The following is a 20,362-nucleotide window of genomic DNA, read 5'->3' on the forward strand; positions in this document are numbered from 1 at the left end:
TTCACATCACCCGGCGCTGATACCAGCGATGGCTGACCTGTGGGGCCGTCGAAGGGTCTCCCCATGCCCGCCACTCCCACCCCTGCCCTGCCCGAGGGCCGGCGCCGCTCCAGATACCGACGGCGTCCGCCCGGAGCCGTCCGCCCGATCCGCGACGCGGTCGACGCCCGCACCACCGACCCGCCCGACGGCCCGCCGATCACCTGAACTCCGCACCGCGCTCCAGCAACCGCTCTATACACGAAGGAAGAACCGATGTCCTCCAGCCCGCTCGCCTCCGTGCTGTTCGTCTGCGTCCACAACGCCGGCCGCTCCCAGATGGCCGCCGGATTCCTCAGCCATCTCGCGGGCGACCGGGTCGAGGTCCGCTCCGCCGGATCCGTACCGGGCGACCGGGTCAACCCCTCCGCCGTCGAGGCCATGAAGGAAGTCGGCATCGACATCGCGGACGCCAATCCGAAGATCCTCACCACCGAGGCCGTCCAGGCCTCCGACTACGTCATCACCATGGGCTGCGGCGACGCCTGCCCCGTGTTCCCCGGCAAGAAGTACCTCGACTGGGCCCTGGAAGACCCCGCGGGCAAGGGCGTGGAGGCCGTCCGTCCCATCCGCGACGAGATCAGGACCCGCATCGAGGCCCTCGTCGCCGAGATCGACGCGCAGCAGAAGGTGTGACGCCCGGGACGGACGGCGGCATGTCGGCCGGCACACCCGAAGACGCGAGGTGCCCACCGCCGGACCGCGGTGGGCACCTGTCAGGACACGGACGCGCGCCCGGCCGGGTGGGACACGTGGACCGTGCTCCGGCGTTCCGCTCGGCGCGGACGCGATGCCGCCTGCCGCGACCAGGGATGGTTACTTCAGGTAAGGGTCGTCCGTCCCGATCTTGCCGGGACCGACGAGGACGTACACCCGCAGGTTGCCCTTGCCCGGGGCCGCCACGCTCAGGGAACCGTTCGAGACGGTCTTCACGTCACCGGTCACGGCGTCCCGGTAGGTGCCGTTCGGGAGGCCCGAGTACGTCGCCGAGTCGGTCACGGTGACCAGCGCGAAGCTGTCGGTGCCGCCGCTGGCGTAACGCCGCTTGAAGGCCATGCCGCCCGAGATGCCCTCCGCGGAGTACTGGCCCATCTGGAGGGCCGGGACCGCCCGGCGGATCTGGTTCAGCCGTTGCAGGTGCTTCACCAGGGGCTGGGCCGGCGTGATGGCGACCTGACCGTCGGCGGACGCCACGGTGCCGAAGCCGGACGCCGTGACCGAGCCGGCCAGGTGGTCGCCGTAGTAGGCACGTCCCGTCGTGGCGAGCGGACAGGTCGCGCCGCAGTCGATCCGCCGTCCTTTCTCGAACTCGATCTCCGAGCCGTAGTACAGCGTGGGGATGCCGCGGAAGGTCCACATCAACGACATGTTCTCGGCCCAGGCGTCGGTGCCTCCGCTGTAGCGGGTGCTCGACTTGTCGGGGCCGTAGTCGTGGCTGTCGACGTAGACGACGTTGTGGGTGGCGTCGTTGACGCTGTCGTCGCCCGTGGGAGCGCGTACGTGACGGTCCCGACGACGGAGGTGCCGCGGCGAATGCGTCCGGGGCGACGGAGCCACCTCGGAGACCACGGACAGTCCGTGGTGCGAGACGGCCGAAATGCGCGAACCATCGGACCGACTGCGGTCGTTGTCACTCCGACGGCTTCACAGATCAAGCGATTAAAGGGGTTACGGTGACGAACCTTGCGGAATCGGTCGAATCGATGGAGCAGCTCGCCGCGGTCTGGAAGGCCATGGTGCTCGACAGGGACGCGGGCGCCGATGTGCGGGACCTTCCGGGCATCGCGGTCCGCTGGGCCGACTGCCGGTTCGCCTTCTGGAACTGCATCACCTTGACCGATGTGGGGGCGGACGCGGCTCTCGTGGAGCAGCGTCTGACCGAGGCGGCGGACATCATGCGCTCGAAGGAACATCCCGGCTTTCTGTGGGTCTTCGAGGACCTACTCGATCCCGGGGCGCGCGCGACGCTCACGGCAGCGGCCGAACGAGCGGGGCTCGCATACGCCTTTCCCGGCACCGGCATGGCCGGAGACCTGCTCCCCCTTCCTGAGCCGACCCACCCCGATCTCACTTTTGTCCGCGTGAGCACTGACGAACACCTGCTCTCCTACGCGGATCTCAACTCACGTGCCTACGGCTTCCCGCTGGAACACGGTCGCGACGGACTCGCCGGTTCCACGCTGTGGAAGGAGGAGGTGCACGCTTACCTGGGTATGCGGGGCGACGTTCCGGTGACGTGTGCGGGGGCGTTGGAAGCCGACGGCCGCCTCTTCGTCGTACTCGTCGCCACGGACCCCCAGTGGGAGCGCCGGGGCTACGGCGAAGCGGTGACACGCAAGGCGCTGTACGAAGGCGCCCGGGCCACCGGACTGACCCGCGCCACTCTGCACGCCACCGCTGCGGGGGCACCGGTCTACCCGCGTATCGGTTTCACCCCGAACTCACCCCTGCGCTTCTACGGCCTGCGGTAGCCGCGCAGCGACCGACACATCACCCACAATCCTCGGACCGCCTGACGCCCCTTTGTTGCTGGCCGCGTAGCCGGTCCGTTCCGAGACAACCGGTTCACGCCGACGGCTTGCAGGGCGCCGGCCTGGAACGGAAGGCCCGGCCGGGCTCCGGCGGGGGTGGTGGCGTTCGTGGAGCACCTGGCGTCCCGGCACGGCCCCTCCCCAAAAGGGCCGCGTGGCAGCGATGGTCCCGCAGGACGGTGAGCTCGTGCGGGACCGTCGGCACGCGTCTCCGCCGGGGCGCCGTCATGCCTGTCGGCACCCCCGACTACCATGGCGAAGCCCCTGCCCGACACGGCGTGGGAGAGAGCCGGAGCCCTGGGAACGGGTCCGGCTCGGTGGATGCGGTCGACACCGGCGTCGACCCGCCGCACGACCTCGTGCGTCCGCCGCGCCCACCAGCCCTGCCCTGTTTTCGCCGACCGCTGAAAGCGATGTACGTACGTGTTCCAGGAAACACCGATCTACCACCGTCTCGTCTCCGAACGCGGTGACGTACCCACTCAGGTGCGCGGCGAGGCCGAGCGGATCCACCGTGATCTGGCCGCCGTCATCCCGGGTCCGTCCGCCGCCGGTACGCCCGCACATGGGTTTTTCGGCGTGCAGCCCAGACCGCAGTAACCCCGAGGGGGACCCGCCGCGCGGCACCCGTAGCGGTCCCAGGCGCCTCGGCGGTGCCCAGGCCGGTGTGCAGCGGACGGGCAGCGTACGCGGGCTGCGGGTGAACACTTAGCTCTCCACCGGCCGGAGCCCGTCGTCGAGCCGCAGACCGGGTAGTGCGTCGAGAAGGTGATGCACCGCGGTCTCGACCTCCGCGCGGGCCGGCGGGGCGCCGGCGCGGAAAAGCCGGCCGACGGCGAAGGCCAGGTGGTCGGCGACCGCCGAGACCGTGTTCGTCGCCGACAGGTCGTCACGGAAGATGCCGAACCGCTCGGCGTCCCGGTACCGGGCGGGATCGCGGTTGGCGGCGTTGAGGAGACAGGTCACGCCCCTCCGTGCGGCATTCCCCGCCCCCTGCCGATCACCCGCCACCACGTCCGACACCCTTGTCCGGACGTCATGAACCGCGAGAGCTGAGAACAGCGCACCACGTGGAGCGGTGCGTCAACCGCCTCTTGCCGTGGCGCGCTGTCACCACCCGCTCCGGAAAGACCGCCACCATCCGCCGGGCCGGTCTCCGCAGCGCTGCCGTCTTCCTCTGGTCGGCGCGGTGATCCGAACGAAAGTCCCCAGCCGTGCCTGTCGTTGTGCGGCAGGCACGGCCGCCGGTCGTCATCGGTTTCGGCGTCCGGGGTGCTGCGTCGTCAGCCGTGTCGCGGCGGCTGGTCCGCGGTCACCGGCGACCGCGGACGACGTCCGGGGCGATCTCCTCGCGGAACTCGCCGTCCACCGCGACCGCGGTCCTGAGGGAGGCCGCCGCCGGGGCGGTGCCGCAGAACGCCGCTTCCAGGGTTCCGCCCAACGTCGTGTTCACGGTCCCGTTGTTGGAGGTGTTCGCCATGGAGGTCATGGTGCGGCTTCCGTCAGGCGTACCGAACGCCCAGGTGTAGTAACCCTGCACGGTGCCGGTGTGCCCGTAGACCGTCACTCCGCAGGACAGCTTCCTGGCACGCAGCCCCAGACCGTAGGACTGGCTGCCGTCCGCGTTGACGGGGACCATGGTCATCATCTGCCGCAGGGCGCTCTCCTGGAGCAGAGCGCCGGAGAGCAGGGCGCTGAAGAACGTGTTGAGGTCCTCCGCGTTGGAGATGACCGCGCCGGCGGACTGCGCCCAGGAGACCGTCTGCTCCGTGGAGTCCACCAGGGGAAGCGTGGTGTCGTCCGGTCGCAGATAGCCGCGCGAGGCGGACCCGGCGATGCTGGTCAGGGGGTGCACGTAGGAGGTGTTGCCGAGCTTGAGCGGCTCGAAGATGCGCTGCCGGTACTGCTCGGCGACCGGCTTCCCCGTCACGCGCTCGATGATCTGGCCGATCACCACGAAGTTGGTGTTGGAGTAGCTGTAAGCGGATCCGGGCGTGATCGTCAGCGGGCGCGCCGTGGACTTGTTGATCAGTTCCTGGAAGGTGAACGTCTTGTTCCGCACCGCTTCGAAGCCCGGAACGGTGGAGTAGAACATGTCGTTGGTGTAGTCGTAGAGCCCGCTTCGGTGGCTGAGCAGGTGCCGCACGGTGATGGAACTGCTCGGCAGGGGGGTGGGCAGGTACGTGTTGGCCGGCGCGTCCAGATTGATGAGGCCCTCGGAGACCAGCTGCATCAGGACGACCGTGCTGAAGGTCTTGGTGACGCTTCCGATCCGGAACCGTCGGCCGGTGTCCATTCTGGCCCCGGTGGCCGTGTCCGCCTTGCCGCTCGCGACGCCGTAGTAGGCGGCCTGGTCGTCGATGAGGGTGAGTGCACCCGGTGCGCCCTGCGTCATGGCCTGTCGCTGCACGGTGCGGACGGCCTCGATGTTCGGCGCCGGCAGAGCCGCGGCCTGTGAGGGTGTCGCGAGGGTCGCGAGCGTGAGACCCGCGAGGACGACGCCGATTACTCGAATGCGCATGCAAAACCTTCTCTGGGAGGGGCCGGCGGGTGCCGAGCCGACGCTGGAGGCAGTTTTCGGTGCTGCTTGCCGTGCTGGGTCGCGGTGGCGCTGCTCGTCGTGTGGGTCGCGGTGGCGCTGCTCGTCGTGTTGGTGATGTCGATGGCGCTGCGGTGGCAGGGCTGAGCCGGTGATCGGCGTCCAGCCCGTCGAACATTGATCGGCTCGATGGATCATCGACACCTTAACGGCGTGGTGGGCCAGGTGAGTTGGTCCTCGGAACTTCCGATGGGTCTGTCCGACCCGTCGGACGTGACGTTCTGCCGGGTGGCGCGGTGGTACGGCGAGTTGGGTTCGGGGGCGTTCAGGTGGCCCGTCGCCGGTTCCGCCCCTGTCTCCGGCGGACGGAGCCGAGGCTCAGCAGGACCGACGGCCTGCCGGGCAGCGTGGGACGTGGGCAAGCGGGGAATCGCCGGTGCACGCCGACGCGGTGGGTGCGGCAGCGGGTCGGTGACGCACCAGTCACGGGGGGCCGGGAAGCCGCCGTTGGCGTCACTGTCAGTGGGACCTGCCAGGATGACCTGCATGATGATCAAGCAGGTACCGCGTCACGCCGTCGCGGAGCAGCAGATCGAGCAGGCCCTTGAGGGCATGTCGGGGCGGACCATGGGTCATTGGCACGACATGCGCTACGGCGACAAGCCGCTGCGGCGTGGGCTCAGTGAGCTTGGCGAGGAGCTGGCCGACCACATCGCCGCGCGCACCGTGGCGGACCCCGCGCTGAGTGCGCCCGATGCGCGCACCGCCCTGATCACGGCGGCGGAGTGTGCTTTGGGCGTGTTGAGCCTCGCGTGCTTCCCCGACGGCGACTTCGAGGTCCCCCTCCCCCTCGCCCAGGAGTCGCTCAGCAGCCAGGAGCTTCACTACGAGGAGGCATGGGAGCCGCCCCAGCCGATGACCACCGCGCGCACCTGGACCGACGCGTTCGCGATGGCCGTGATCAGCGGCCTGATATGGCAGCGGGACCGGGTGATCGGCCCCATGCTCCGCGAGGACTACGCCCCCGCCATCCGTGACGGCGTGCCCTACTCGAAGCGGGAGTCGGTCTCTGATCCGGCCGACCTCGCCGAGATGGACGCGCTCTGCGCCTACCTGACCGTCGTGCAGGGGCGGTACCCCGGCGCGCTCCCCGGACCGGTACCGCTGGCCACACCGGACGCCGAAGCGCGTGCGCGTGCGGCCGGGCAGCTCGATGCCGTCGGCACCCTGACGCCGGATCAGCGACTGCTGCGCGTTCTGCTCGACGACGACCAGCCCGCCTTCGAGCAGGCCCTGGAGGCGCGGCTCGTGACGCACCGCGAGAACGTCGGCGCCGACCCGGCCCCCCGGAGTCTGCTGCCGGTGGGTACCGTCACGCTGGCCGCACTCGCCTCTCTGGCGCACGGCTGGCAGCTGGGTATCCGGTCCGCCTACCTGCCGGAATCGCTGATGAGCGCTCCGCGACAGTAGAAGGCGAGGGAAAGCGGCGGGTCTCCGGGCGGGCGCGTCAGGCGGCATGCTCGCCGGGGCCCGCAAGGCCGGCGGCTCCCGCACTGGTGGGCTCTCGGCAGGTCCGTCCCGCATGAGGAAGTCGGGCGGTGCCGGGTCTGGGCCCAGGGCCGGAGCGGATGGTCGCACGCGCACGGTGCTCAAGCCCGGCCCGAGCCATGGCGGGGGCGACACTGATGGCAAGGGCGCGTCACCGCGAGCGCGGCATGGACGGTTACTGCCCAGGACTGGGCAGTAACCGGCAGATCAAGGCCTGGATGGGGCACTTCCTCATTTTCGGCCGCCGCCCAGGACCGTACCGATCAGGGACTCCGCCGCTCCAGGATCGCCGGCGAGCCGCCCGGCCTCGCGGATCTGTTCCGCGTCGATGGCCCCCGCCTTCGCCAGCTGGATCGCCTCGTGGATGCCGTCTCCGTCGCCGTGCGCGAGCATGACGAAGAACCAGCGCACCGCCTGCACCGGGTCCGGCGGGGTGCCGAAGCCGTCGCGGTACCAGCAGGCGGCGGCGTTCATCGCCCCCGTGTGCCCACGCTCGGCCGCCCACACGTACCAGCCCAGCGCCTCCTCGTCCCGGTCCAGTGCGGACAGCCGGTCGGCGAGCACCGCACCCGCGACGGCGATCCCCGCGCGTGCGGCCGTCTCCAGCAGTCGCAGGGACTCGTCGGGGTCGTCAACCAGCTGGGCGAGGTTGAACGCGCCGTAGGCGTCCCCGCCCTCCGCGGCCGCCCGGAACAGCTCAGCCGCACACGCTCGGTCCTCTTCGACGCCCAGCCCCGTCACCAACATGTGACCGTAGGTGCGCTGTCCGGCCGGCAGTCCGGCCTCGGCCGCCGCGCGGGCGTACCGCACGGCCATGGGCAGGGCCGACTCGTCGAAGTACTCCAGGTAGATACCGGCGAGCAGCGCGGCCGCCTCCGCCGACCCACCGTCCGCAAGCGGCTCCAGCTCGACGGTCACCCGGGCCGCCAGTTCGGCACCCTCCGCGCTGCCCTCCATCGCGGCCCGGACGAAGGCGTGCCCCGCGGCCACCCAGTCCCCTGCCTCGGCTGCCCTTCGGCCGTCGTCCACGCTCTGCATGCGGGAAGGCTATGCCATCGTCTCGGTGATCCACGTTCGCAGCCGTGGCTGGGAGGGCGGCGGTGGTGACGGTGCCGTGGCACCGCGCCCCAGGCGCAGGCGTCGGCACCGGGAGGCGAGAGCGCTTGCGGCGTGTCACCGGGGGACCGGCCGCGAGGCATCGGCAGACTTCCCCCCGGCCCCGGTCGGTCACGGCAGCCGCCCTGTCAGGGGTGCCTTGTCAGTGCGGCCCTGTCAGGGGTGCCCTACCAGTGATGCCCCGTCAGGCGTGCCTCGGACGGTCCTCGCATGGGTATCACCTCGGCCTGGTCCATCAGCGCCCAGGACGACGCCTTCATCGGCACTCTGGCTCCGCGGCTGTTCCCGCTGATCGCTGCGGAGCGGGAGGAACCACGCGCACAAGAGCGCTGGAACCGTTGGCGGCGGGAACCGTTGCCGGTCCGGACCTGGTGGAGGCCCTGCGGCCGGTCCGGCCGCAGGGAGGGGGACGCGCTGGATTCCTTCCAGGAACTGACCGCCTCCGCAGAGCACGTGCAGAGGAGGTACGACGGCCTGTCACCCGGCGACGACTTCTCCCTGCTCACGGACGTGTGGGATCTGGTGACCGGCGAGGAGGACATCCTTCTCTCCGTCCACAGCAAGGAGTTCGCGCTGGCGGTCCTTCTTCCACGCCACAGGCGCAGACCGGGCCGCCCTCCTCCCCGGCTGGTGCGGCGACTTCCTGCTCACGTCCGCCGAGGTACGCGGAACGCTGCCCACTGCCGAGCGGGCACTGGGTTTCACCCCACAGGAGCGCGCTGCTGCCGAGGACCAGGACTGGCTGGACTACGGCGACGACGAGCAGAGCGTCCTGGACGGACCGCTGCGGATGTGGCGGCAGGCCGCGGCGGACGGCCGCGGTCTGTGCCGGGTGTCCGTCGTCATCTGCTGATGAAAGCCACAGGAGGGAGGGGACGCGGAGCGACCGCCGCGGCCCCTCCACTACGTCAGGTCCGTGCCCGCCCGGCTGGTGTGGGCGGGCGCCGACAGCGAGGGAGGGATGAACAAGGCGCGGGACCGGCCGGAGCTCGCAAGGGCAGGTACCGAAAGTGGATGAAGGTGCTTGTTCGAGGTCCTGATCCGCGTCATGTGATGCTGACGTCATGGCTGATCGACGCGAGGTTGCCATCGTCCGCTGGCCGGATCAGGCCCCTTCCGCACAGGATGGGCCGGCCGAACTGCTGGCGGCCTACCATCTGCAGACGCAGGCCGAGAAAGGTGAGGCCGTTGCTGATGTGAGTGGGTTGCCGGACCGCTACCGGGCAGAGATCGTGGATCCACGGGCTGTGTTCGTGAACGATGTCGTGCTGCTGGCGTTGAGCGGGGACACTGCGGTGGGCTGCCTGGTGGTGACGACCCCGGTAGCCGGAAAGTGCGAGGTCAAAAGGCTCTGGACGACTCCGGCTTCCCGGGGGCGGGGCATCGCGTCCCTCCTGGTCAGAACCGCGCTCGCGCACGCTGCGGAAAGCGGCGTCAGCACGGTAGTTCTGTCGGTGTGGAAATGGCGGGCAGGCGCGATCGCGCTGTATGAGCGGCTCGGATTCGCCGTCACCGAGTCATGGGACGAACGGGACCAGTCGGTCTGCATGCAACGCGCCGTGTGAGTGCTCACAGCCATGCGTCGATGGCCGGGACGAGGACGTCGCCTCCTGGCGAACCGCGAGCTTGTCATAACACGTCGCCACAGCGCGGGGCCTTTTGAGACGGCCGATGCCACAACCCGCTGCATGCCGCGCCTTGTGGTCCGACGGATCCCACTTCGCCGGCCGGCCGCCGTGGCAACCGCGGGCCTCGGTTACGGGCCTGTCGGCCTTGTCCGGAATGGTGCAGCGTGACCGGGGACGTTCGCCGGGTCGGTGGACCAGCAGGAGACACCTGAACCGTTCGGTAATGTGTTCGCCTGGGGGCCCGGCCGGGTGTGTGCCAGGCGGCAACGGCAGCCACACCGTAGACAACGTCCCATGACCATGGACGTCGGCATGGCCTCCGGCCCTTGATCAGGACGAAACAAAGGACGGACGGGGGAACGCCTGTGACGAGCGCTCACGCGTTGTCAGGGGTGGGGAGCAACCCACCGCCAGAGAGCGACACGGTCATCGAGGTACGCGATCTGCGGATGCGCTACCGCAGCCAGGATGTGTTGAGGGGTGTCGGCTTCACGGCCCGGCGAGGCGAAGTCGTCGTACTGCTCGGCCCGAACGGCGCGGGCAAGACGACCACGATCGAGGTCTTGGAAGGCTTCCGGATGCGCTCGGCCGGTGATGTGACCGTCCTCGGCACCGATCCGGCCCGCGGCGACGAGCGGTGGCGTGCGCGCCTGGGCATCGTGCTGCAGTCCTGGCGAGACCACGGCAAGTGGCGGGTGCGGGAGCTGCTGGCCCATCTCGGCTCGTACTACGCGCCGTACTCCACCGCCCTCGTGCGGCGCCCGTGGGACGTCGACGAGCTCCTTGCCGCAGTGGGGCTGACCGCGCAGGCGGACAAGCGGGTCGGCACTCTGTCCGGCGGGCAGCGCAGGCGTTTCGACGTGGCCGTCGGCATCGTCGGCAGACCCGAACTGCTGTTCCTGGACGAGCCGACGGCCGGTCTGGACCCCGAGGCGAGGAACGAGTTCCACGGCCTGGTACGCGGGCTCGCGGACGAGAACACCACTGTTCTGCTGACCACGCACGACCTCGCCGAGGCGGAGAAGCTCGCCGACCGGATCCTCATTCTGGCCGGTGGCCGGATCGTGGCCGATGGTTCGGCCGAGGAACTGTCCCGGCAGGCATCGGCCGAGGCCACCGTGCGCTGGACTCGGAACGGGAGGCCCTTCGAGCAGGCCACGGCCGAGCCCACCCGGTTCGTCCGTCGGCTGTTCGAGGAACACGGCGAGGCGATCGGCGGGCTGGAGGTGCGCCGGGCGAGCCTGGAAGACACCTACCTGACGATGGTGCGAGAGCTGGAGGCAGGCGGCGTTCCCGGTGAGCGGGAGGCGCACGCTTTCGGGGAGGGACCGCGATGAGTCCGGTGTGGTACGCAGCGAGAGCAGGGGTGCGGCGCGGCTGGACGGAACTCCGGCTGACCTTCACCACGGGTCAGGACGTCTTCGGATACGCGCTCTGGACGGTCCTGCTCATCGTGCCGCTGTTTCTCGTCAGGGACGATCCGCTGAAGGGCGCCGGCATCTCGGCCGGCGCGTTCATGTTGCCGAGCATGCTGGGGATGACGCTCGCGTTCACCGGGATGATGACCACGGCGCAGTTGCTCGCGACCGAGCGCGAGGACGGCACGCTGCTGCGGGCCAAGGCCGTGCCCCACGGCATGGTCGGCCACCTGGTCGGCAAGATCATCATGGTGTCGGGCACGGCTCTCGTCTCCATGGCACTCCCCTTCGCCGTGGGCGTGTTCCTGGTGGACGGGGTGGCGCGGCAGGGCGGCGGAGCGTTGGTGACGCTGGTGTGGGTGGTGCCGCTGGGTCTCCTGGCCACCCTGCCGATGGGCGCTGTCATCGGCTCACTCGTCGACAGTCCACGCACCGTCGGGTTGTTGATGCTTCCGGTGATGGGACTCGTCGTGATCTCCGGGATCTACTTCCCTCTGTCGAAGCTGCCCGAGTGGCTGCAGACCGTCGGGCAGATCTTCCCCGTCTACTGGCTCGGCCTCGGCCTCCGGTCTGCGTTGCTGCCGGCCGACGCGGTCGCCGCCGAGATCGGCGCATCGTGGCGGCACCTGGAGACAGCGGGCGTGCTGGGTGCCTGGGCGGTCGCCGGGCTGCTCCTCGCACCGTCCGTCCTGCGCAGGATGGCCCGCCGCGAATCCGGGGCCGCCATGGCGGAACGGCACCGGAAGGCGATGCAGCGGGTCGGTTAGGGCTGTACCGGGGATGTCGGCACGGTTCCTGGTCCGGCTGCGCACGGTGGACAGAGGCCTCCACCCCGGCCGATGTTTCCACGCTGGAGCCGGAACTGCCTCTGTCCGTCTCGCGCTACGTCCCACCAGGCACCGTCGAGGCGGTTCGTGGGGGCCGTGGGGCAGGGAACCGCCTCGGTCGGGCTGGCACGGCAGGTGGCCGGACGACGCGGCGACGGATGCGTACGGCATTGCCAGGAACGACGGCCCGGAGGTCCTGTTCGACCGCGCCGACGTCTGCCGCACCTTTTCCGGATGACGAATGCGGCGGATGTACGTCAACTGACATGATCAACAGCGATCCGTTTTCCCACGCCACCTCGGAGCCGCTATGGACGGGACCCAGTCACTGCGGGCAGCGCGCTTGTCCGCGTACGTGACCGTGGGAAGCCGGCTGTCCCTGTTCAGCGACCGCCAACTCGGCGATGTGGTGGCCGCGGCCCCCACACTCGGTTCTGGGATCGGTGGCAGGTCGGCGGAGTGGGAGGTCGAAGGTACACGGGTCTTCGTCAAGCGGATCCCGCTGACGGACATGGAACTGCGGCCCGAGCATGTGCGGTCGACTGCCAACCTGTTCGAGCTGCCGCTGTTCTACCAGTACGGGATTGGGTCGGCCGGGTTCGGGGCCTGGCGCGAACTGGCTGCGCACATCATGACCACCGGGTGGGTTCTGAACGACGAGTACGCGGGTTTTCCGCTGCTCTACCACTGGCGAGTTCTCCCCGACCGCCCGCCGACGGGGTTCGTCGACGAGTTCGGCGGCGTCGATGGGGCAGTCGCGCACTGGGAAGGGGAACCCGCCGTGCGGCGGCGCCTGGAGGCCATAAGTCGATCCTCCGCCAGCCTGGTGCTCTTCCTTGAGTATGTGCCACAGACACTCGCTGCCTGGCTTTCCGACGTTCGCAAGGCGGCCGACGCGGAGGAGCCGGAAGGCAGCTCGGCTTGTCTCTGGGTGGAGAACGCGGTTGCTCACGGAACGTCTTTCATGAGGTCGCGTGGGCTGGTTCATTTCGACGCGCATTTCGCCAACCTGCTCACCGACGGCCGGCAGGTGTACTTCACGGACTTCGGGCTGGCGCTGAGCCGAGACTTCGAGCTCTCGCCACAGGAAGCCGCCTTCCTGGCGGACCACCTTGTGTACGACTGCTGCTACGCCCCCAGCCACCTGCTGCGCCACCACATGCCCGACGGTTTTCGCGGCGGCATCCCGCACGACGAGTTCCTGCGGGGATGGATCGCGGGCCGCAAGCCTGACGGCGTGCCACCCGAGGTCGGCGCTCTCATCGACCGCCATGCCCGGCCCGCTCTCGTCCTGGATGACTTCCACCATCGACTGCTCACCGTGAGCAAACGGACCCCGTTCCCCGCGGCCGACCTTCAGCGGGCCATGAGCGGCAGTCCTGAGAACCCTGCCGTGGTCGGGATCGACTAGTGGAAGAAACCCCGCACGAACCGCTCATGCGGAGCGTCCGGTCCACCGGCCCACGACCTGCCGTCAGCAAGGCCGCGACGGGGAATCCGACCGGCCGGCCACCCGCCGCGCCAGGGCCTGTCCGGCGGATCATGTGACTACTACGCTTCGACGATGGAACGCGTAACCGATGTGCCCGGGAATCTCGCCCAGCCTGCGGATCCGGCCCAGGAGAATGACTACGACAGCTTCGCCGAGGCGTATGCGGCGGAAACCGAGAACAACCTCGTGACCGCGTACTACGCGCGGCCCGCGATGTTGGCCCTCGCCGCAGACGTGGCCGGCCGTCGGATCCTGGACGCCGGCTGTGGCTCGGGCCCCCTGGCCGCCGCACTGCGCGACCGCGGTGCGGTCGTCACCGGTATCGACGCCAGCGCCGGGATGCTGGCGTTGGCCAGGCGGCGGCTCGGCGACGACGTGCCCCTGCACGTGGCCGACCTGAGCGACCGCCTGCCGTTCGCCGACGGTGCGTTCGACGACGTGGTCGCGTCGCTGGTCCTGCACTACCTGGAGGACTGGGGGCCGACGCTGGCCGAGATACGGCGAGTGCTCCGGCCCGGCGGCCGGCTGATCGCGTCGGTGGACCACCCTGTCGTGGCCTACACGATCCGGGATCCTCGGCCCGACTACTTCGCGACGACCAGCTATACCTTCGACTGGACGTTCGACGGGCGGTCCTTCCCGATGAGGTTCTGGCGCAGGCCGTTGCACGCGATGACCGATGCCTTCGCCACCGCCGGCCTCCGCCTTGCCGCCATCAGCGAGCCCCAGCCCGACCCGGCCGCCCGAGACCTGTTCCCCGACGGCTTCCATGACCTTTCGACCAAACCCAACTTCCTGTTCTTCGTCGCCGAGGTACCGCCCTCGGCTGCGGGCCCGGACGACCAGCCGGTCGCGGATCCTGAACCCGGCCGAGGTCGGATCGAGGCCCGATGACGGTGCCGTGGAAGATGCAGGCGCGTTCGTCGAACCCCGTGGCCACCGTCCGGCGTCGTCGTGGACAAGGCGCAGAAGGTCAGTGACGCGCGGTGCGTCGCCGCTTTCAGGTGTGCGTGGCCGGTCCGGTGAGGGAGCGGCGGCTCTCGGGGTCGGCCGCCTCCAGCCGGATGCGGAGGGTGGCGGCGAAGTCCTCGACGCGCTCCAGCTGGACGCGTAGCTCCTCGACCTTCCGGGAGGCGGCCTGCTCGTAACCGCGTACCCGGTCCAGCAGCGCTTGCCGCTCGGCGGCTTCGAGGTCGTCGTCGGCGTCGAGGCGGTCGGTGGCCTCCAGCAGGTCACGCATCTCGTCCAGGGTGAAGCCGAGTGGCTTCATACGGCGGATCACCATGAGGCGGGCCACGTCGACCTCGGTGTAGAGGCGGAAGCCGCCCTGGGAGCGGGCGGACGGGGTGACGAGACCGGTCTCCTCGTAGTGCCGGATGGTGCGCAGGGACAGCTCGGTCCGTGCGGCGACTTCGCCGATCTGCATGTGCTTGCCGTCCACGTCCCTGATCCGGCCCTTCTCGTATCCGGCTGTGCCGCGTCCCGTTCCGGTCCACCGATCTCTACCCTAACGTTAGGGTAGAGTTTCCGGTGGTGAGGTCGGGCCTGCGGGCCGTCTTCGCTCCCTGTGCGGTGCGGGCGTTCAGACCCAGCCGCACTGCCGTGTCGGGGCCGATGCAGCCCCCGGCGAGGAAACCGAGCCCTGCTGGAGAGACGCGTGCGCGAGCTTGTGGTGCCCGACGCCGCCTGTCCGCCGTGATCCTTCGCCGTTGACCAGAGCCCGCGCAGGCGCCCCCGTCCGCTGCTTCGCCGGCTCCCCCGCACATGGACCTTCCGGCCCCGCTCAGTGGGCCGGCTGCGGGATGCCGACCCGGCCTCCCGCGCCTTCCTTCGCGCGCCCCGGTCCGCCCTCGGGGTGTGCCCGAGCACGACAGGCAGCTGCTTTCTTGTCTTCTCCCCTCCTCTCCCCCGCCGCGCGGTTGCGAGCCCTGCGCCCGGACTGGCTGCGTGATCCCAAGGTCTGGCGGACCGAGGTCCTGGCCGGCCTGGTGGTCGCTTTGGCCCTGATTCCGGAGGCGATCTCGTTCTCGATCATCGCCGGTGTGGATCCGGCGATCGGCCTGTTCGCCTCCTTCACCATGGCCGTCACCATCGCCGTCGTCGGCGGCCGACGGGCGATGATCTCCGCTGCCACCGGCGCCGTCGCCCTCGTGATCGCACCGCTCAACCGCGAACACGGCCTGGGCCACCTCGTCGCCGCGGTCATCCTCGCCGGAGTCTTCCAGGTGGCCCTCGGCGTGCTCGGTGTGGCGAAGCTGATGCGGTTCATCCCCCGCTCGGTGATGGTCGGCTTCGTCAACTCCCTCGCTCTCCTCATCTTCTTGGCCCAGGTACCCGAGATGACCGGAGTGCCCTGGCCGGTGTACCCGCTGATGGCGGCCGGGCTGGCGCTGATGGTGTTCTTCCCGAGGATCACCACGGTGATTCCGGCGCCGCTGGTGTCGATCGTGATCCTGACCGTCGTCACGGTTTCGGCCGGGATCGCCGTGCCGACCGTGGGTGACAAGGGCGAACTGCCGTCGTCCCTACCGGTTCCGGGCCTGCCGGACGTGCCCTTCACCCTGGACACCCTGACCACGATCGCCCCCTACGCCTTCGCGATGGCCCTGGTCGGCCTCATGGAGTCGCTGATGACAGCGAAACTGGTCGACGACATCACCGACACCCACTCCTCCAAGACCCGCGAGTCCATCGGGCAGGGCATCGCCAACATCGTCACCGGCTTCTTCGGCGGCATGGGCGGCTGCGCCATGATCGGCCAGACCATGATCAACGTGAAGGTGTCCGGCGCCCGCACCCGCCTGTCAACCTTTCTCGCCGGCGCCTTGCTGATGGTGCTGTGCATCGTCTTCGGGCCCGTCGTCTCCGACATCCCCATGGCCGCCCTGGTCGCCGTCATGGTCATGGTGTCGTTCGCGACGTTCGACTGGCACTCCATCGCCCCGAAGACGCTCAAGCGGATGCCGGCCGGGGAGATCACCGTCATGGTGATCACCGTCGCGGTCGTCGTCGCCACCCACAACCTCGCCATCGGCGTGGTCGTCGGCTCGATCACCGCCATGGTCGTCTTCGCCAAGCGCGTCGCCCACCTCGCCGAGGTCACCGCCGTCACCGCCCCCGACGGCACCACAGTCGTCTACCGGGTGACCGGCGAACTGTTCTTCGCCTCGTCCAACGACCTCGTCGGCCAGTTCGACTACGCCACCGACCCCGACCAGGTCGTCATCGACCTGTCCGCCGCCCACATCTGGGACGCCTCGTCCGTCGCCGCCCTCGACGCCATCGAGACCAAGTACGCCCAGCGCGGCAAGACCGTCGAGATCACCGGCCTGAACGAACCCAGCGCCCATCTCCACGGCAAGCTCAGCGGCGAACTCGCAGCCGGCCACTGACCGGACCAACCCTGCACGGCGGCCCCTGGTCCCAGCCCGCATCGCCGGTCCCGCACGGCGACGCTGTCCGCGGTGGTGGGGCACAGGATGGACGGGGTGTTGAGCCTGCCGTCACCGGCTAGGCGCTTCAGTACGCTTCGGCGCACTGAGGATCAGAGCGTCTTGACCGTGCCGCCGTCGATGACGTAGTCGGCTCCGTTGATGTTGCCGGCGACCCCGGAGAGAAGGAACACGATGAGGGCGGCGACCTCGTGCGGTTCTGTGATGCGTCCGGTGGTGATGCCGAAGGCCGTCGGGATCTGCTGGAGGAACGCGTCATGTTCGGCGCCGGCTCCGGCCGCCACCTTGCCCCCGAAGCCGGCGGGGTCCTCCCAGATGGCCGTGCGCACCACTCCGGGGGAGACGGTGTTGACGCGCACTCCCCGCGGGCCGAACTCCTCGGCGAGGGACTTCCCGAGAGCGGCGAGGGCCGCCTTGGCGGCACTGTAGGCGACCGGACCGGCGGCGGGCAGCCGGGAGTTGATGGACGAGACGTTGACGATCGATCCGCGGCGCTCGATCAGACCGGGCAGGGCTGCGCGGCTCGCACGGACCGCACTGAGCAGGTTGAGATCGAAGATGCGGGTCCACTGGGTGTCGTCGGTGTCGAGGAAACCGACGGGTTCCACGTCGTCCCCGCCTCCGACGTTGTTCACCAGCAGATCTATGCCGCCCAGTTCCGCAGCGGCGCTGTTCATCAGGGCGGTGACACCGTCGGCGGTGCTCAGGTCCACTGCCACCGCCAGGGCTCCGCTCTCCTTGAGCTCAGGCGTGACGGTACGGGCGGCGCCCATCACACGGACGCCCTCGGCGATCAACGATCGGACCGTGGCCAGTCCGATGCCTCGGCTGGCGCCGGTGACGACGGCCGTCTTGGAGGTGAGGTTGAGGTCCATTCGATGCTCCTGTTTTTGAATTTCAGGTACAGAATTCGGGCAAAGGCCGGCCCGGAGCATGGTGCGCTCCGGTAACCGGATCAGAGGGAGTCGATCGTCGCGTCGATCACTCGGGCGAGCCTGTCCGGCCCTTCGGCGACGCGCGCCATGAGCCGCATGCCCACGACCGTGGTCAGCAGAAGGCTTCCCAGCGCCACCGGGTCGCGTTCGGGCGCGATCTCTCCCGCCCGCTGCCCCTCCTCGATCAGCGCCCGGAAGGCCCCCTCGGTACGGTCGAACATGCGGCGGACGAGCACGGCCGCGGCCTCATCGGCCCCGGCCAACTCCGCCGCGGTGTTCACCGCCATGCAGCCCCGGCGGTCCGGATCACCAAGGTCCATCTCGGCCAGAAACCTCAGCACCTCGCGAAGGCGTTCGCGGACCGGACCGGACTCCTCGAGCATCTCCACCAGGGCGAGGGCCTGGCTGTCGCGGTAGCGGCGGAGCGCCAGCTCGAAGAGAGCACGCTTGCTGCCGAAGGCGTTGTAGAGACTGCCCTTTCCGATACCGAGCGCGTCCACCAGGTCCTGCGGAGTGGTGGCGGCGTACCCCTTTCGCCAGAACACCTCCATGGCCCGGTCGACGGCGATCTCCGGATCGAACTGCTTGGGCCTTGCCATGATCGGAACACTACCACTGTTCTTGACCCGAAGGTCAAGAACAGTGACCGGACACAGGTCGGCCCCCCCCTACCCCGCCGCAGGACATCGCGTGGCGCCATGCGGCACCACTTGGCACCCCACGGAGCCATCTGACGCCAGCCGGCGCCAACCTGGCGCCATTCCGCACCCCCGGAGCCATTGGGCAGCACAGTGGCCATCACGACCGCACGTTCCCCTCTTCACCTTTCCGCAGGCAGAGCGACCACCCCCTCAGCTCACCCCACACTGGGAGCCACACAGGCTTGCCGATGGCGCCAGAGTGGTGCCATGATGGCGCTATGGACCTCACCCCGTATGTCGACACCCTCCGCCGCGAACTCGCGGTGGCCGCCGAAGCCGGCGGCGAGGAAGCCCGCGAGCTGGCCGAGAGGCTCACCGCTCCCCTGGAGTCGGCGACCCGCCTCATCATGCTCAACGTGCTCTCCGCCGCGATGGACGAGATCACCCGCGAACTCGCCCCCGGCTCGGTCGACGTACGGCTGCGCGGGCTCGACCCCGACTTCGTTGTCACGCCGCCGCCCGCCGACAGCGGCACCCCCGGGAGGCCCGCCGCGCCCGTCGAACCGTTCAGGGCCCAGGCCCCGGCCGACGGTGACGAGGGCGGCACGGCCCGCGTCAACCTGCGTCTGCCGGCTCACCTCAAGGCCCGCGCCGAGGAGGCCGCGACCCGCGAGGGCCTGTCGGTCAACGCGTGGCTGGTGCGCGCCGTGTCGGCCGCACTGGACGGCGGTGCCCGGCCGCGCACGACGGAGAAGGCCCAGACCGTCGGACAGAGCTTCACGGGCTGGGTGCGCTGACCGCTCCCCCCGCCCGCACCACTTCACCCACACCACGTCCCACCAGGGGGACGTCCTGAAGACCCATGAGGACGGGACAGCCATGCCTTCTTTCGACACTCCCGAAGCGATTACGGCCACGGCGCACGTGGAGGCCGGTTCCATCCAGTTCACCGCGGTCGACCGACTCGACACGGTCGTCGAGGTGAGGCCCCGCGACCCGAAGAAGGACCTGGACGTGCGGACGGCCGACCAGACCGAGGTCACCTGCGCGAGCGGCGTACTGACCGTCAGGACACCCAAGCCCAATCTCTTCGGCCGCACCGGCGTCGTCGACGTGACGGTCGAACTGCCCACAGGCTCGCGCATCGACATGACCGGCGCCTGGACGCAGGTGCTCGGCGAGGGTCGACTCGGCGAGGTCCGTGTGAAGACGTCGTCCGGCGACGTGCGCCTCGACACGACCGGACCGCTGAAGCTGACCGCGTCGCACGGCTCGATCACCGTGGACCGGGTCGAGGGCACGGCGGAGATCACCACCAGCTCCGGCAGCATGCGCGTCGGCCTCGTCGACGGCCCCGCCGTCCTGAAGAACTCGCACGGCACCACGACGGTCGGCGCCGCGACCGGCGAGCTGCGGGTGAGCGGCGCCAACGGAGACATCGAGATCCGGCGGGCCGAGGACTCGGTCACCGCCACCACCGCCCACGGCACCCTGCGCGTGGGTGAAGTGGCGAGTGGCACCGTCCAATTGGAGACCTCCTACGGCTCCATCGAGGTCGGCGTCCGCGAGGCAACGGCCGCCTGGCTCGACGTCAGCTCGGGCTCCGGCCAGGTGCGCAACACGCTCACCGCCTCCGAGGCCCCGGAGAGCACCGAGGACACCGTCAAGGTCCGCGCCCGCACCCGGTACGGCAACATCGACATCCGCCGAGCAAAGGCCTGATCTTCACCTCTCCAACCGGCCCCATCCCCCGACCCACTTCAGCCTCCGAACGGAGAGCTCCATGCCTGAATCTGTCATGCTCACGTCCAGGCGGGATGACGGTCATCCGTCGCCGGCCGCCGTCTCCACCGTCGGTCTGCGCAAGTCGTTCGGCGACAGGACCGTCCTCGACGGCATCGATCTGCGCATCCCGGCCGGGTCAGTGTTCGCGCTGCTCGGCCCGAACGGCGCCGGCAAGACCACCGCCGTCAAGATCCTCTCCACCCTCGTCACCGCCGACGGCGGACAGGCCCAGGTCGCGGGCCACGACCTCGCCACCGACCCGCAGGCCGTGCGCGCCGCGATCGGCGTCACCGGGCAGTTCTCCGCCGTCGACGGGCTGATCACCGGCGAGGAGAACATGCTCCTCATGGCGGACCTGCACCACCTGTCCAAGCGTGAGGGACGGCGCGTCGCCACCGAGCTGCTGGAACG

At 69.7% G+C, this 20,362-nt stretch carries 19 protein-coding genes and 2 pseudogenes; 13 read left to right on the plus strand and 8 right to left on the minus strand.

The features are described 5' to 3' along the window. Positions 1 to 63: 63 nt before the first annotated feature. Complete coding sequence (locus ACIBBD_RS34835; protein WP_399423578.1) at positions 64 to 207, plus strand: hypothetical protein; 144 nt, start codon at positions 64 to 66, stop codon at positions 205 to 207. 48 nt (positions 208 to 255) lie between these two features. Next, entirely contained in the window at positions 256 to 675 is a 420-nt protein-coding gene (locus ACIBBD_RS34840) for an arsenate reductase ArsC (RefSeq protein WP_399423579.1), read from the plus strand. A 180-nt stretch (positions 676 to 855) separates the two neighbouring features. Here ACIBBD_RS34840 and ACIBBD_RS34845 read toward each other — a convergent pair. Next, positions 856 to 1,521, minus strand: a pseudogene (locus tag ACIBBD_RS34845) (alpha-amylase); the annotation flags it as partial. A gap of 191 nt (positions 1,522 to 1,712) precedes the next feature. Between ACIBBD_RS34845 and ACIBBD_RS34850 the strand changes: the two are divergent. Then, entirely contained in the window at positions 1,713 to 2,510 is a 798-nt protein-coding gene (locus ACIBBD_RS34850; RefSeq protein WP_399423580.1) for a GNAT family N-acetyltransferase, read from the plus strand. Between the two features lie 768 nt (positions 2,511 to 3,278). Here the strand turns inward: ACIBBD_RS34850 and ACIBBD_RS34855 are convergent. Further along, positions 3,279 to 3,536 (minus strand): annotated as a pseudogene (locus ACIBBD_RS34855) (cytochrome P450); the annotation flags it as partial. Positions 3,537 to 3,882: 346 nt separating this feature from the next. Beyond that, positions 3,883 to 5,091, minus strand: coding sequence for a serine hydrolase domain-containing protein (locus ACIBBD_RS34860; protein ID WP_399423581.1), 1,209 nt, complete (start codon positions 5,089 to 5,091; stop codon positions 3,883 to 3,885). Positions 5,092 to 5,655: 564 nt separating this feature from the next. Here ACIBBD_RS34860 and ACIBBD_RS34865 point away from each other — a divergent pair. Beyond that, complete coding sequence (locus ACIBBD_RS34865; RefSeq protein ID WP_399423582.1) at positions 5,656 to 6,579, plus strand: immunity 49 family protein; 924 nt, start codon at positions 5,656 to 5,658, stop codon at positions 6,577 to 6,579. Between the two features lie 309 nt (positions 6,580 to 6,888). On the opposite strand, the gene ACIBBD_RS34870 is transcribed toward ACIBBD_RS34865, so the two are convergent. Next, a complete protein-coding gene (locus tag ACIBBD_RS34870) occupies positions 6,889 to 7,695 on the minus strand; it encodes a tetratricopeptide repeat protein (RefSeq protein WP_399423583.1) in 807 nt (268 codons plus the stop codon). Positions 7,696 to 8,250: 555 nt separating this feature from the next. Further along, the gene (locus ACIBBD_RS34875) at positions 8,251 to 8,424 is read right to left on the minus strand and encodes a hypothetical protein (RefSeq protein WP_399423584.1); all 174 of its coding nucleotides are present in this window, start codon (positions 8,422 to 8,424) and stop codon (positions 8,251 to 8,253) included. A gap of 413 nt (positions 8,425 to 8,837) precedes the next feature. Here ACIBBD_RS34875 and ACIBBD_RS34880 point away from each other — a divergent pair, with 413 nt between their 5' ends. From ACIBBD_RS34880 to ACIBBD_RS34900, 5 genes are all read left to right on the plus strand, one after another. Then, positions 8,838 to 9,338, plus strand: a complete 501-nt coding sequence (locus ACIBBD_RS34880; RefSeq protein WP_399423585.1) for a GNAT family N-acetyltransferase — start codon at positions 8,838 to 8,840, stop codon at positions 9,336 to 9,338. A 512-nt stretch (positions 9,339 to 9,850) separates the two neighbouring features. Next, entirely contained in the window at positions 9,851 to 10,738 is an 888-nt protein-coding gene (locus ACIBBD_RS34885; RefSeq protein ID WP_399423600.1) for an ABC transporter ATP-binding protein, read from the plus strand. Then, a complete protein-coding gene (locus ACIBBD_RS34890) occupies positions 10,735 to 11,586 on the plus strand; it encodes an ABC transporter permease (protein WP_399423586.1) in 852 nt (283 codons plus the stop codon). Before ACIBBD_RS34885 ends, ACIBBD_RS34890 begins: the two co-directional genes overlap by 4 nt. 370 nt (positions 11,587 to 11,956) lie before the next feature. Beyond that, on the plus strand, positions 11,957 to 13,057 hold the full coding sequence (locus ACIBBD_RS34895; RefSeq protein WP_399423587.1) for a protein kinase family protein: 1,101 nt from the start codon (positions 11,957 to 11,959) through the stop codon (positions 13,055 to 13,057). A 153-nt stretch (positions 13,058 to 13,210) separates the two neighbouring features. Next, positions 13,211 to 14,032, plus strand: a complete 822-nt coding sequence (locus tag ACIBBD_RS34900; protein ID WP_399423588.1) for a class I SAM-dependent methyltransferase — start codon at positions 13,211 to 13,213, stop codon at positions 14,030 to 14,032. A gap of 106 nt (positions 14,033 to 14,138) precedes the next feature. Here ACIBBD_RS34900 and ACIBBD_RS34905 read toward each other — a convergent pair whose 3' ends face one another. Next, the gene (locus ACIBBD_RS34905) at positions 14,139 to 14,579 is read right to left on the minus strand and encodes a MerR family transcriptional regulator (RefSeq protein ID WP_399423589.1); all 441 of its coding nucleotides are present in this window, start codon (positions 14,577 to 14,579) and stop codon (positions 14,139 to 14,141) included. Positions 14,580 to 15,024: 445 nt separating this feature from the next. Between ACIBBD_RS34905 and ACIBBD_RS34910 the strand changes: the two genes are divergently transcribed. Further along, a complete protein-coding gene (locus ACIBBD_RS34910; RefSeq protein ID WP_399423590.1) occupies positions 15,025 to 16,530 on the plus strand; it encodes a SulP family inorganic anion transporter in 1,506 nt (501 codons plus the stop codon). Between the two features lie 152 nt (positions 16,531 to 16,682). On the opposite strand, the gene ACIBBD_RS34915 is transcribed toward ACIBBD_RS34910, so the two are convergent. Further along, a complete protein-coding gene (locus tag ACIBBD_RS34915; RefSeq protein WP_399423591.1) occupies positions 16,683 to 17,465 on the minus strand; it encodes an oxidoreductase in 783 nt (260 codons plus the stop codon). Between the two features lie 80 nt (positions 17,466 to 17,545). Then, on the minus strand, positions 17,546 to 18,124 hold the full coding sequence (locus ACIBBD_RS34920; RefSeq protein ID WP_399423592.1) for a TetR/AcrR family transcriptional regulator: 579 nt from the start codon (positions 18,122 to 18,124) through the stop codon (positions 17,546 to 17,548). 320 nt (positions 18,125 to 18,444) lie between these two features. Between ACIBBD_RS34920 and ACIBBD_RS34925 the strand changes: the two genes are divergently transcribed. The 3 genes from ACIBBD_RS34925 to ACIBBD_RS34935 form a co-directional block, all read left to right on the plus strand. Beyond that, entirely contained in the window at positions 18,445 to 18,963 is a 519-nt protein-coding gene (locus tag ACIBBD_RS34925) for a toxin-antitoxin system HicB family antitoxin (protein ID WP_399423593.1), read from the plus strand. A gap of 82 nt (positions 18,964 to 19,045) precedes the next feature. Next, on the plus strand, positions 19,046 to 19,888 hold the full coding sequence (locus ACIBBD_RS34930; protein WP_399423594.1) for a DUF4097 family beta strand repeat-containing protein: 843 nt from the start codon (positions 19,046 to 19,048) through the stop codon (positions 19,886 to 19,888). Between the two features lie 61 nt (positions 19,889 to 19,949). Next, the coding region (locus ACIBBD_RS34935; RefSeq protein WP_399423595.1) for an ATP-binding cassette domain-containing protein at positions 19,950 to 20,362 on the plus strand (413 nt) is incomplete at its 3' end.

The sequence above is a fragment of the Streptomyces sp. NPDC051315 genome, assembly GCF_044455165.1.
In the GTDB taxonomy this organism is placed as follows: Bacteria; Actinomycetota; Actinomycetes; order Streptomycetales; family Streptomycetaceae; genus Streptomyces.

Coding starts and splice junctions, on each gene's coding strand:
- ACIBBD_RS34835 (WP_399423578.1), top strand. CDS start 64: ATGCCCGCCACTCCCACCCCTGCCCTGCCCGAGGGCCGGCGCCGCTCC.
- ACIBBD_RS34840 (WP_399423579.1), top strand. CDS start 256: ATGTCCTCCAGCCCGCTCGCCTCCGTGCTGTTCGTCTGCGTCCACAAC.
- ACIBBD_RS34860 (WP_399423581.1), bottom strand. CDS start 5,091: ATGCGCATTCGAGTAATCGGCGTCGTCCTCGCGGGTCTCACGCTCGCG.
- ACIBBD_RS34865 (WP_399423582.1), top strand. CDS start 5,656: ATGATGATCAAGCAGGTACCGCGTCACGCCGTCGCGGAGCAGCAGATC.
- ACIBBD_RS34870 (WP_399423583.1), bottom strand. CDS start 7,695: ATGCAGAGCGTGGACGACGGCCGAAGGGCAGCCGAGGCAGGGGACTGG.
- ACIBBD_RS34880 (WP_399423585.1), top strand. CDS start 8,838: ATGGCTGATCGACGCGAGGTTGCCATCGTCCGCTGGCCGGATCAGGCC.
- ACIBBD_RS34885 (WP_399423600.1), top strand. CDS start 9,851: ATGCGCTACCGCAGCCAGGATGTGTTGAGGGGTGTCGGCTTCACGGCC.
- ACIBBD_RS34890 (WP_399423586.1), top strand. CDS start 10,735: ATGAGTCCGGTGTGGTACGCAGCGAGAGCAGGGGTGCGGCGCGGCTGG.
- ACIBBD_RS34895 (WP_399423587.1), top strand. CDS start 11,957: ATGGACGGGACCCAGTCACTGCGGGCAGCGCGCTTGTCCGCGTACGTG.
- ACIBBD_RS34900 (WP_399423588.1), top strand. CDS start 13,211: ATGGAACGCGTAACCGATGTGCCCGGGAATCTCGCCCAGCCTGCGGAT.
- ACIBBD_RS34915 (WP_399423591.1), bottom strand. CDS start 17,465: ATGGACCTCAACCTCACCTCCAAGACGGCCGTCGTCACCGGCGCCAGC.
- ACIBBD_RS34920 (WP_399423592.1), bottom strand. CDS start 18,124: ATGGCAAGGCCCAAGCAGTTCGATCCGGAGATCGCCGTCGACCGGGCC.
- ACIBBD_RS34925 (WP_399423593.1), top strand. CDS start 18,445: ATGGACCTCACCCCGTATGTCGACACCCTCCGCCGCGAACTCGCGGTG.
- ACIBBD_RS34930 (WP_399423594.1), top strand. CDS start 19,046: ATGCCTTCTTTCGACACTCCCGAAGCGATTACGGCCACGGCGCACGTG.